Origin of the sequence: Bacillus sp. JNUCC-22 (genome assembly GCF_018861275.1) — a bacterium.
Classification (GTDB): domain Bacteria; phylum Bacillota; class Bacilli; order Bacillales; family Bacillaceae; genus Bacillus; species Bacillus velezensis.
Map to the genome: position 1 here is coordinate 728,147 of NZ_CP076408.1, position 12,344 is coordinate 740,490.

The 12,344-nt window shown below is 49.5% G+C and carries 10 protein-coding genes; 7 read left to right on the forward strand and 3 right to left on the reverse strand.

Translation table 11 applies throughout. The features are described from left to right. Positions 1-5 precede the first annotated feature (5 nt). Positions 6-944 (forward strand): putative nucleotide-diphospho-sugar transferase, encoded by a 939-nt coding sequence (locus tag JNUCC22_RS03750; protein WP_007408951.1) that lies wholly within the window; start codon positions 6-8, stop codon positions 942-944. A gap of 29 nt (positions 945-973) precedes the next feature. Here the strand turns inward: JNUCC22_RS03750 and JNUCC22_RS03755 are convergent, their stop codons facing one another. Beyond that, the gene (locus JNUCC22_RS03755) at positions 974-2,203 is read right to left on the reverse strand and encodes an MFS transporter (RefSeq protein ID WP_072588881.1); all 1,230 of its coding nucleotides are present in this window, start codon (positions 2,201-2,203) and stop codon (positions 974-976) included. A gap of 117 nt (positions 2,204-2,320) precedes the next feature. Further along, positions 2,321-3,706, reverse strand: coding sequence for a branched-chain amino acid transporter BcaP (locus JNUCC22_RS03760; protein ID WP_042634952.1), 1,386 nt, complete (start codon positions 3,704-3,706; stop codon positions 2,321-2,323). A 245-nt stretch (positions 3,707-3,951) separates the two neighbouring features. Here JNUCC22_RS03760 and JNUCC22_RS03765 point away from each other — a divergent pair, with 245 nt between their 5' ends. From JNUCC22_RS03765 to JNUCC22_RS03775, 3 genes are all read left to right on the forward strand, one after another. Next, a complete protein-coding gene (locus JNUCC22_RS03765) occupies positions 3,952-5,409 on the forward strand; it encodes a benzaldehyde dehydrogenase (RefSeq protein WP_007408954.1) in 1,458 nt (485 codons plus the stop codon). A gap of 15 nt (positions 5,410-5,424) precedes the next feature. Beyond that, positions 5,425-6,279: a methyl-accepting chemotaxis protein gene (locus tag JNUCC22_RS03770; protein ID WP_007408955.1), complete on the forward strand. Its 855-nt coding sequence runs from the start codon at positions 5,425-5,427 to the stop codon at positions 6,277-6,279. A 129-nt stretch (positions 6,280-6,408) separates the two neighbouring features. Then, complete coding sequence (locus JNUCC22_RS03775) at positions 6,409-7,308, forward strand: SDR family oxidoreductase (protein ID WP_020955480.1); 900 nt, start codon at positions 6,409-6,411, stop codon at positions 7,306-7,308. 46 nt (positions 7,309-7,354) lie between these two features. Here JNUCC22_RS03775 and JNUCC22_RS03780 read toward each other — a convergent pair whose 3' ends face one another. Continuing rightward, positions 7,355-8,422, reverse strand: a complete 1,068-nt coding sequence (locus JNUCC22_RS03780) for a tetratricopeptide repeat-containing glycosyltransferase family 2 protein (protein ID WP_216062140.1) — start codon at positions 8,420-8,422, stop codon at positions 7,355-7,357. Positions 8,423-8,580: 158 nt separating this feature from the next. Between JNUCC22_RS03780 and JNUCC22_RS03785 the strand changes: the two genes are divergently transcribed. The 3 genes from JNUCC22_RS03785 to JNUCC22_RS03795 all read left to right on the forward strand — a co-directional run bounded on the left by JNUCC22_RS03785 (position 8,581) and on the right by JNUCC22_RS03795 (position 12,330). Next, positions 8,581-10,470: an ABC-F family ATP-binding cassette domain-containing protein gene (locus JNUCC22_RS03785; protein ID WP_039062759.1), complete on the forward strand. Its 1,890-nt coding sequence runs from the start codon at positions 8,581-8,583 to the stop codon at positions 10,468-10,470. A gap of 189 nt (positions 10,471-10,659) precedes the next feature. Further along, positions 10,660-11,082: a MerR family transcriptional regulator gene (locus JNUCC22_RS03790; RefSeq protein WP_003155658.1), complete on the forward strand. Its 423-nt coding sequence runs from the start codon at positions 10,660-10,662 to the stop codon at positions 11,080-11,082. 63 nt (positions 11,083-11,145) lie between these two features. Next, positions 11,146-12,330, forward strand: coding sequence for an MFS transporter (locus tag JNUCC22_RS03795; protein ID WP_007408959.1), 1,185 nt, complete (start codon positions 11,146-11,148; stop codon positions 12,328-12,330). Positions 12,331-12,344: the final 14 nt, after the last annotated feature.

Consider the following 12,344-nt stretch of genomic DNA (forward strand, 5'->3'; position numbering starts at 1 on the left):
ATATGGTGAGTAAATATCATTTTTCAACCATTGTTTCCAGAACGCATATCTTTAAACTGATGCCGATGATTCATTCTCTCCATGAGCATTGCCGGGATTTTCATCTGTATGTGCTGTGTGTCGATCAGAAAGCGTACGAACTGCTTCAGCAGGTGCCGTGGGAACATATCACGGCGGTTCAGCTCCATGAAATGGAGGACCCGGAGCTGCTTGAAGCAAAGGGCGGCCGGACGTTTCATGAATATTGCTGGACGCTGAAGCCGGCATTTCTGTTCCATGTGATGACGGAGTATGATGAAGCTGAATATTTTGCCCACTTGGACACCGATCTCTTTTTCTTCTCAGATGCGGGCGAGCTGTTTGCGGAAAAGCCGGATGCTTCCCTTTTTCTGACGGATCACCGCAATTCAGAACGGTTTGCGTCTTATTACAAGCTGACAGGGCAGTACAACACCGGGTTTGTCGGCGCGCGGAATACCGGGGAAGCGTATCGGGCGGTCTGGCAGTGGAGGCAGGATTGCATCTCCTATTGTACGGTGGAGATGAATGAAGAAAAAAAGACATACGGTGATCAAAGGTATGTTGAAAAGTGGCCCGCGCAGTTTGAAGACGTTCATGTCACGGAGTCGATCGGCGCGAATGCGGCGCTGTGGAATATTGAGCAATATGACGTCAGCCTGCGCGGCGGGGCTGTATATGTCAATGACACCCCGCTGATTTTTTATCATTTTTCAGGCTTTACGCTCGTCACGGAGAACGAATTCAATCTGTGCTGGTACTATCACATTGATGACGAGGCGACAGTCAATATGATTTACGTGCCGTACATCAAAAACGTAAAAAAATGGATTGATGAAATTCAAAAAGCGTTTCCTGATTTCAGAGACGGGTTTATTCCGAAGTATGCGGTTCCTGACACTCATTTTTATACGGTTGAAACATAAAATCCCTGCCTTTTCGGCAGGGATTGTTTTTATGAATGCCATTCTTTTAATGTTTTGTCGCTCGGCAGGACAAAGGCGAGCAGACCTAAAACGGGCAGAAAGGCGACGGCTGTCATGGTCGGCGTCAATCCCGCTGAATCAATAAGAGCTCCGAGCGCAACGGCTCCGATCGCGCCCATTCCGAAGGCGAGCCCGACCGTAAGCCCTGACATCGTTCCGATTTTGCCTGGAACAAGCTCCTGCGCGTAGACAACAGTCACGGAGAAGCTGGACATCAGAACAACACCGATCAGCGCCAGTACGCCATAGGCGATGACAGGTCCCGCAAACGGAAGGAAAATCGTCAATGGAGCCGATGCTATCATCGAAACGATGATGACGTTCCGCTTTCCGAAACGGTCTGCAAGCGGCCCGCCGAGAAACGTTCCGACAGCTCCGAAAAATAAAAAGACGAAGATGTAGCTCTGTGCCTGCTGAATGCTGACATGATAGGCATTCATCGCATAGAACGTATAAAAGTTGCCGATCGCGCTCACATACCAGGAGCGCGCGAAAATTAAGAAGATAATCATGATAAGGGCGAGAATAATCGGTTTTGTAATCACGGTCTGCACAGCGGAGGCCGGTGATTTTTTACTTACGGCCCGCAAATGAATAAGGCGGCCTTTATACCATTTGGCGATATAAATGAGAAACAGAACAGCGATTGCGGCGACTAGCGTAAACCAGACAGAGCCGAATTGACCGAGCGGAACGAGAATCAGCGCGGTAATCAAGGGCGCCATCGCCTGGCCGGTATTCCCTCCGACTTGGTAAATCGATTGCGCCAAGCCGCGCTTTTCGCCGGCGGCCATGTAGGCGACACGCGATCCTTCAGGATGAAAGACGGCGGAGCCAAGGCCGATAAAAAAGACACAGCATAAAATCGTCAGAAAAGACGGGGCGAACGCGAGACCTAAAATGCCGAGCATGCTTGCGGTGAGTCCGAGCGGCAAGGCATACGGCATCGGGCGTTTATCCGTATACCAGCCGATGACGGGCTGCATCACGGAAGACACCATATTCAGCGTAAAGGCGATAATTCCGAGCTGCGTAAATGTAAGATTCATGGAACGTTCCAAAATCGGAAACATCGCCGGAATCACCGCTTGCAGTGAATCGTTCAGCAGATGACAGATCCCGATAATGAACAAAATAGAATACATGGTTGTCTCGGGACAATGGACAGGTTTTTCTTTAAGCGGGGCGGCAATTGCCAAAGTGATTCTCCTCCTTTTTATGTAAACGAAGCATACACCATATTATTCATAAGGTGAATGAATTATCAAGTGCAAAAAAGGCTCTTCTTTCTCAAACAGAAAAAAGAGCCTCCCTTTTTATTTATTTAACAAACTGTGTTTTCTCGAATACATCATATAAACGACGATCCCGGCGGCGATCCAGATGACAAAGGCGAGCCATGTCACGCCCGGCAGGCTGCTTGCGAGATACAGGCATAAGCATGCGCTGATGATCGGCACAAAAGGCACGAAAGGAACACGGAAGGAAGATTTGATCTCCGGATGTTTCTTTCTTAAAACGATGACGGCGATCGCAATGACCGTAAAGGCCGCCAAGGTTCCCATGTTGACGAGATGAGCCAGGGTTCCCAGATCAATAAAACCCGCGATCCCGGCGGCAACGATCCCCGTCACCCATGTGTTTTGAAACGGTGTTTTAAAACGCGGGTGAACCTTGGAAAACATGCGGGGCAAAAGGCCGTCTCTGCTCATCGCAAATGTCAGGCGCACCTGAGCGTAAAGCAGAGCGAGCATGACCGTTGTAATCCCGATAATCGCGCCGACGGAAATAATGCCTGCTATCTTGTTCTGGCCGACAAATTGGAGCGCGAAAGATACCGGATCCCCGACATTCAGCTTGGTGTACGAAAGCATTCCCGTCAGGACGAGCGATACCGTAATGTAAAGGACGGTGCAGATGGCAAGCGCGCCGATGATTCCGAACGGCATTGATTTCTGCGGGTTTTTCACTTCTTCCGACGCGTTTGACACGGCATCAAATCCGAGATACGCGAAGAAAACGGTCGCGGCGCTCGTGATGACGCCTTTCATTCCGAACGGCATAAACGGCGACCAGTTTTCCGGTTTCACGTAGCCGAAACCGACGATGATAAACAGCAGAATGATCGCAATTTTCATCAATACAATGACATTGTTAAAGCGGGTGCTTTCTTTCACGCCTCTTGAAACAATCGCGGTAATGACCAAAATAATGATAACGGCCGGCAGGTTGAACACGGCACCCGTTTTGCTGCCGGGTGCGGCGGTCAGCGCCTCCGGAAGATGCAGCCCGAAGCCCGCAAGAAGCGACTGGAAATAGGATGACCAGCCGGTTGCGACGGCGGCGAGCGCGATGACATATTCAAGCATTAAGTCCCATCCGATTAAAAACGCGAGACACTCCCCGAGAGTGACATATGAATACGTATATACGCTGCCTGAAATCGGAATGGATGAAGAAAATTCCGCATAACAAAACGCGGCGAGCGCGCAGGCAAGGCCCGCGAGCACAAACGACAGAATCAAAGCCGGTCCTGCGCCTGTCGCGGCCACAGTCCCGGTAATCACAAAAATCCCCGTGCCGACAACACAGCCGATTCCGAGCAAAACCAAGTCAAAAGCGCTTAACGAGCGGGACAGGCTGGTCTGTTTGCTCTGGGCCTTTAAGTCGGCCAGCGGCTTTTTCCGAAATAGTAAAGACATATGGGTCCTCCTGAAAATTCATAATATTCTTATCATTATATACACTGACGTTTGTATTATATTGTCGAAATTTCTCGCAGTCAATTAAAGAATTTTCCACTTTAAAAGGACAAAGCTAAAAAGCGTCGATGCACGGAAGGAACGGGAATTTTATTGTGAAATAGTTCAATTTTCTCACCTTAAGACCGATACAAAAGATGACTCATCAACTAATTTCAAGTTTCGGTGAAAGGGAGATGTTTTACATGTTTCAATATGAAGAACTAAATAAGCAGTTTATCGGCGGCCGATGGAGGGATGGGAGCAGCCGGAACGTATTGGAAAACAGAAATCCTTATACTCAAAAAGTCATCACCTCATTCCAAAAAGCGACGTCTGATGACGTGGATGCGGCATATCGCGCCGCGGCTCTTGCGAAACAAGAATGGGACAAAGTAAACCCTTTTAAAAAGCGGGCCATTTTGGAAAAAGCCGTTTCTTTCATTGAAGAGCACGAAGAAGCGATTATTTACTTAATCATGGAGGAGCTTGGCGGAACACGGCTGAAGGCTGAGTTTGAAATCGGACTTGTCAAAAATATGATAAAAGAAGCCGCAACATTTCCGGTGCGGATGGAAGGGAAAATTCTCCCGTCCACGATTGACGGAAAAGAAAACAGGCTGTACAGAATACCCGCCGGAGTCGTGGGGGTGATCAGCCCGTTTAATTTCCCGTTTTTCCTTTCGATGAAATCTGTTGCGCCGGCACTCGGCGCGGGGAACGGCGTCGTGCTGAAGCCTCATGAAGAAACGCCGATCTGCGGCGGAACGCTTATCGCGAAAATTTTTGAAGCGGCCGGCGTACCGGACGGGCTGCTGAATGTTATCGTGACGGATATCGGGGAGATCGGCGACAGCTTTGTTGAGCATCCCGTCCCGCGGATAATCTCATTTACAGGCTCAACCGGAGTGGGCAGCTATATCGGACAGCTTGCGGTCAAACACTTTAAAAAACCGCTGTTGGAGCTTGGCGGAAACAGCGCGCTGATCGTGCTTGAGGATGCTGATCTTGAATACGCCGTCAATGCGGCCGTATTCAGCCGGTTTACGCATCAAGGCCAGATCTGTATGTCGGCGAACCGCGTGCTCGTTCACACATCTGTATATGACAAATTTACAGAGCTTTACGAAGCGAAAGTGTCATCGCTGAAAGTCGGCGATCCGATGGACCCTGATACGGTTATCGGCCCTTTAATCAATGAGAGACAGGCGGAAGGTCTGAGACGGTCTGTCGAAAAAGCGATAGAAGAGGGAGCGGTTCCGGTGCTGTCCGGCCGATTCAGCGGAACGGTCGCTGAGCCCGTCATTTTAAAAGATGTGAAACCTGAGATGAGCATTGCGAAGGAGGAGCTGTTCGGACCGGCCGTCTGCATCATGCCATTTGAAACGGAGGATGAAGCGGTAAGCATCGCAAACGCGACACCGTTCGGTTTAAGCGGAGCCGTGCATACGGCAAACGTTGAGCGCGGCGTTGAGTTTGCTAAGCGGATCGAAACCGGCATGATTCACGTCAACGATACGACCATTAATGATGAACCGAACGTCGCGTTCGGCGGCGAGAAGCAATCAGGTCTCGGCAGGCTGAACGGCGAATGGAGCCTTGAAGAATTCACCACGCTGAAATGGATTTCGGTTCAGCATGAAAAACGGCAATTCCCATATTAAGAAGGAGTGAAAGAAATGAGTATACAGACGGAGCAGCAAACGCACAGCCTGCTTGACGCATTTGTCAAAGTTGCGCCTTTTTTAAACAGCCTGATCCAAGATGACATCACCATCGGAATTTATGATACAGAAAAATTAATCGTGAATATTCCGGCTAAAACGTTTTCTCTTAACGTAAAGCCGGGAGACCCGCTGCAAAAAGGGGACATCATTACAGATGCGATCCGCATGAATCAGAAGAAGACAAGCATGGTGCCGAAAGAGCTCTTCGGATTTCCGCTGATCGCCAGAGCGATTCCGCTTCACGATGAAAACGGAAAAGTCATCGGCGGCGTCGGTCTCGGCACGAGCCTTGAAAAATCAGCCAAGCTTCATGATGTCGCTGAAAGCCTGTCCGCCGTCGTGGAACAGACCGCTTCGGCCATCGCGGATATCTCAGAATCCATCAGCGGTTTCTCAGCACAGATGACCGGAATTTCCGCTCAGGCGAAACAAGTCAGTGAAAGCGCGGGAGAAATCGCCGACATTTCCGTCACTGTCAAGGGCATCTCGGATCAAAGCAATCTGCTCGGTTTGAATGCGGCCATTGAAGCCGCGAGAGCAGGAGAATCCGGCAAGGGCTTTTCCGTGGTGGCGGATGAGATCCGCAAGCTTGCCACTCATTCAAAAGACAACGTCGGCCAAATTGACCAGATTACGAAAAAAATCCACAGCCTGCTGAAAGGGCTGGAGGACTCTATTGAATCCATCAACCAGAACACAAACGGCCAAGCGGCGGCGGTTGAACAAATTTCTGCCACGATGCAGGAAATTTCGGGAAGCGCCCAGCATTTAGCGAAAATGGCTGAAAACGTACTCGGAGAGTCATAAAAAAAGGGAGCTTACGGGCTCCTTTTTTGTTTTCCTTTTATCAATCGGAAACTGCACTTACACGTTTGATCCGTCATGCTAAAGGGGTACACATACGAATACATCACCCATGATAAAGGAGAGTCTTGTATGTCTGATGCAAATCTGCACAACCCGCTGACGAAATATGATCATGATGAATTTCCAAAACAATATCAAGAACCGCCCGGTTTGCAGAAAGAGATGAAGCCTGTGCCGGATTGCGGTGAAACAAGCTATAAAGGAGCCGGCAAGCTGAAGGGAAGAAAAGCCCTCGTCACCGGCGGCGATTCAGGTATCGGCCGGGCCGCCGCGATTGCTTATGCCCGGGAAGGGGCGGATGTGGCGATTAACTATCTGCCTGAGGAACAGCCGGATGCTGAAGAAGTGAAAGCGTTAATTGAAAAAGAGGGAAGAAAAGCCGTTCTGCTGCCGGGAGATTTAAGCGATGAAGCGTTTAGCGGAGAATTGGCGGAAAAAGCGTATCAAGAGCTTGGCGGTCTTGACACGCTCGCTCTTGTCGCCGGCAAACAGCAGGCAGTGGATGATATCAGCGATCTTACTACAGAACAAATCTATCAAACATTTGAAGTCAACGTATTCTCGCTGTATTGGCTCGTCAAAGCCGCGCTTCCGTATCTGCCGGAAGGCGCGTCTATTATCACGACAACGTCCGTAGAAGGGTATAATCCAAGCCCGATGCTGTTGGATTATGCCGCGACGAAACATGCCATTATCGGTTTTACCGTCGGCTTAGGAAAACAGCTGGCGAATAAAGGAATCAGAGTCAACTCGGTAGCGCCGGGGCCGATCTGGACGCCTCTGCAGATTTCGGGAGGACAGCCCGGTGAAAACATTCCGAAATTCGGTAAGGAAACACCGGCCGTTCCATTAAAGCGCGCCGGACAGCCGGCGGAGCTAGCAGGGATTTATGTCTTTTTGGCCTCAGAAGAATCGAGTTATGTGACATCCCAAATTTACAGTGTAAGCGGAGGAATTCCGACAGCGTAATCAATAAGGAGCTGCCCTTCATACGGGGCAGCTCTTTTTTTCGATGTTATGTGCCGAGCACGTTTTGATTATACAGGACACTCGGATGTGACGGATGATAGGAGGCGGCTTTGTCGTTATGAATCTTCGCTTTTTCTCTGTCGCCGAGCTGCCAGTGGCAGACGCAGAGCTGCAGATGGGGATACCAGGTGGAATATTCGAGCAGGGTAAAGCCTGCATCACTGCTTTTGGCGGATAGGGCGAGTTCATACCAAAACACGCCCTGCCGGTATTGCCGTTTCTCCGCAAAATAGTCGCCGAGCCTGCAGCAGAACTCCGGACGCGGACAATCGATCAGAAATGATTTTAAGAGAGACGTCATGGCGGCCTCTTCATGGCCGACCGCCCTGTAGCAATCGGATAGATATTGGCACGTTCTGATCTCGTCTTCGATCCAGCACTGTTTTGTGGAAAGAAAATGGTGATAATACGTGATGGCGCGCTGATACTGGCCGTGATCCTTTAATTCATTCGCGAAGTAAAACAAATCGCGCGGTGTCATCGTTTCACTGTTTTCCGCCATTTTCTCATAAATCTTCAAGTTGCGGTCTGAGGGAGGCGAGTGCTTTTTCTCGGATTTCCGGTGTGTGACGGCAATATCGGTTTCTATGATGTTTCCGTATACTTCAAGATACTCATGCACGGCTCCGATCCAGCGGAACCCTTTTTCACGCTTGACGAGTCGGTTGCGGCGGTATCTGAAGCTGACCTCTCCCCGAGCATCAAAGCCGACGTGATAATACATGGATACCGCGTCCACCTCTTTTGAAAGCGACGCCTTCAGTTCAATCAGCTTTTCACGGTCCTTTTCCGTCAATATATCGTCGGCGTCCAGCCACAGAATATAATCCATTTCTGCTTTCGAAAACACAAAGTTACGGGCGGCCGCAAAGTGATCGATCCATTCAAAATCATAAATCTTATCCGTATAACGGGCCGCGATTTCTTTCGTCCGGTCGGTCGAGCCCGTATCAGCAATCACAATTTCATCCGCAATGTCTTTAACGGAATCAAGACAGCCCGCAAGCACTTCCTCTTCATTTTTCACGATAACGCACAAACTGACGCTGATCATGTCATCACCTCTTCCCCTCCAGTGTATAAAAGGAGAGGCGGAAACATTCTTCGGACAAAATGATCTCTTCCAAGAAATTTGTCTGTCCTTTTACTAGTTTTATTCCAGCGCCTGATTTAAAATGAACACATGAACTTACGTGAGGATTGATAGGGACCATGAGCATCATAAAAGCGGAAAACCTTTATAAAACATACGGAGATAAGACATTATTCGACCATATCTCCTTTCATATTGAAGAGAATGAAAGAATCGGTTTAATCGGCCCGAACGGAACGGGGAAGTCTACGCTTCTGAAAACCATTTCCGGCCTTGAATCAACGGAGGAAGGCGAGATTACGGCTTCAGGAAGCGTGCATATTGAGTTTTTGCATCAGGACCCTGAGCTTCCGGCCGGACAAACCGTACTTGAGCATATTTATTCCGGCGGATCAGCCGTCATGAGAACGATGAGAGAATACGAAAAAGCGCTTCAGGCGCTGAATGAAGAACCGGAAAATGACCAGCGCCAGAAACAGCTGCTTGATGCGCAGGCCCGAATGGACGCGAATGATGCGTGGGAGGCGAATACGTTAGCCAAAACGGTTTTAACCAAACTTGGCGTCACCGATCTGATGAAGGATGTCAGCGAGCTGTCCGGCGGCCAGAGAAAGCGCGTCGCGATTGCGAAAAACGTCATCCAGCCGGCTGACCTGCTCATTTTGGATGAACCGACAAACCACTTGGACAATGAAACGATTGAATGGCTGGAAGGCTACTTATCGCAATATCCGGGCGCCGTTATGCTTGTCACGCACGACAGATATTTTCTGAACAGGGTGACGAACAGAATTTACGAGCTTGAGAGAGGCAGCCTTTATACGTATAAAGGAAACTATGAAGTATTCCTGGAAAAACGGGCCGAACGGGAAGCGCTGGCGGAGCAGAAAGAAACAAAACGTCAAAACCTCCTGCGCCGCGAATTGGCGTGGCTCAGAAGAGGGGCGAAAGCGCGCTCGACGAAACAAAAAGCGAGAGTGGACAGAGCGGAGGCGCTCAAAGAGCAAAAAGGGCCGGCAGTCTCCGGATCACTCGATTTCGCGATCGGTTCCCACCGTCTCGGAAAACAGGTGATCGAAGCCGATAACGTCGCCATTACCTATAACGGCCAAGCGCTGATCAGCCGGTTTAATGAGCTTGTCATCCCGGGGGAACGAATCGGCATCATCGGGCCGAACGGAATCGGGAAAACGACACTTTTAAACAGCCTCGCCGGCAGAATTCAGCCTGACAGCGGCAGTATCACCATCGGGCAGACGGTCCGGATCGGCTACTACACCCAGGACCACAGCGAAATGAACGGTGATATGAAAGTCATTGAATATATAAAAGAGACGGCTGAAATCGTCAAAACGGCGGAAGGCGATGTCATCACCGCGGAACAAATGCTTGAGCGTTTTCTGTTCCCGCGTCCGATGCAGCAGACATATATCAGAAAGCTGTCGGGCGGGGAAAAGCGCCGTCTGTACTTGCTGAATGTACTGATGCAGGAACCGAATGTGCTGTTTTTAGATGAGCCGACCAATGATCTGGACACGGAAACATTAAGCGTGCTCGAAGATTATATCGAACAGTTCCCGGGCGTCGTCATCACCGTATCCCATGACCGCTATTTCCTTGACCGCGTCATTGACCGCCTGATCGTATTTGAAGGACACGGTGTCATTTCCCGTTTCCAAGGTTCGTACAGTGAATACATGGAACACGCAAAAGCGAAGAAGACGGCGGTAAAACAGCCGGCCGAAGAGAAAAAGGCGGAGGAAGAGCCGAAGAAAAAGCGCAAAAAGCTTTCATATAAGGATCAGATCGAATGGGACGGCATCGAAGACAAAATCGCCGGCCTTGAAGAAAAGCATCAGCGTCTGGAAGCGGAAATCGCTGAAGCGGGAAGTGATTTCGGAAAGATTCAAGAACTGATGGCCGAACAGGCAAAAACGGCTGAAGAGCTTGAAGCGGCGATGGAGCGCTGGACCGAATTGTCACTGATGATTGAAGAACTTGAGAATTAAGAAAAGCCGGTACGGCCCCCGAGAAAGATGGCGGGTCATTCCGGCTTTTTTATCTTACACAGATGTCTCCCGGCGCTTTAAAGACAAACGTTTTGTCCAAGCAAAGTTTATCAGCATAAAAAGTTAACGTTTACGTTAAGGTTCAAATGGTGTATAATAGAAACAGATACGACAAGAGGGGGATTCACCTTGGAATGGATGAAGATTGATCAAGTTGCCAAGCGAAGCGGATTGACAAAACGAACCATTCGTTTTTACGAGGAGATTGGTTTGATTCCTGCTCCTAAACGGACAGAAGGCGGCGTCCGGCTTTACTCTGAAGATGATATGGAGGAGCTCGAAAAAGTAACCAGCACAAAAGAAGTGCTCGGTTTTTCCCTTCAGGAGCTTCAGCAGTTTATGGAGATGAGCCGTCAGCTGGAATTAAACAAAGAGGGGTACTTGTTGTCACTGGATCCGAAGGAACGGAAAGAAAAGCTGGAAGAGATTCAGCACGCTTTGAACCACCAGCTTGAGATGATTGATGAGAAGATCAGCACATTTCAGCATTTTAAAACGCGCCTTAACGGAATGAAAGAAAAAGCTGACCGCGCCATTCAATCAATCGAATGATTTTGCTGTAAACGCTATGGATATAGCGTTTCTTTTAATGGATGAAACAGGAGGTCTGGTCAAATGGATACATCATCACAACAGAAAACAGGCTTATTCAGCCAGCCGAAAGCCGTTTGGGCGGTTGCGTTTGCCTGTGTTATTTCCTTTATGGGAATCGGTCTTGTCGATCCGATTCTTCCGGCGATCGCCGCACAATTACATGCTTCACCTAGTGAAGTATCTCTGTTATTTACAAGTTATTTGCTCGTTACCGGTTTTATGATGTTTTTCTCCGGCGCGATTTCAAGCCGGATCGGCGCAAAATGGACGCTGCTTCTCGGACTTATTTTTATCATCGTGTTTGCCGCCCTCGGCGGAAGCTCAAGTTCAATCGCTCAGCTTGTCGGCTATCGCGGCGGCTGGGGGCTTGGGAATGCTCTCTTTATTTCAACCGCGCTTGCCGTCATTGTCGGGGTATCTGTCGGCGGCAGCGCCAAAGCCATTATTTTGTATGAGGCCGCGCTTGGACTGGGAATTTCTGTCGGGCCGCTTGCAGGCGGAGAGCTTGGCAGCATCTCATGGCGCGCTCCGTTCTTCGGAGTGTCTGTCCTTATGTTCATAGCGCTTTGCGCGATTTCACTCATGCTGCCGAAGCTGCCGAAACCGGCGAAACGCGTCGGTGTGTTTGATGCGATGAAGGCACTCAAATATAAAGGCCTTTTGACAATGGCAGTATCTGCATTCTTATACAACTTTGGATTTTTTATTTTGCTTGCTTATTCTCCGTTCGTGCTGGATTTAGATGAACACGGCCTTGGATACGTCTTCTTCGGCTGGGGGTTATTGCTGGCAATTACGTCAGTCTTTACGGCGCCGCTCGTGCACAAAGCGCTGGGAACAGTGGGTTCGCTCGTCGTTCTCTTTATCGCCTTTGCGGTCATTCTCATCGTCATGGGGATCTGGACTGACCATCAGACGTTGATCATTACGTGTATCGTTGTCGCCGGTGCTGTTCTCGGTATGGTGAATACGATCATGACAACCGCTGTGATGGGTTCTGCGCCGGTTGAACGTTCAATCGCGTCTTCAGCCTACAGCTCAGTCCGTTTTATCGGCGGTGCGCTCGCTCCGTGGATTGCGGGAATGCTGTCAGAACACTTCACCGCAAGCACTCCATATACAGTAGGCGGGATCGTCGTTTTTGTCGGCATGCTTGTCCTTCTCATGGGACGCAAACATCTCGCCGGAATAAAAGCCGGACATTAAGAAAAAAAGGAACT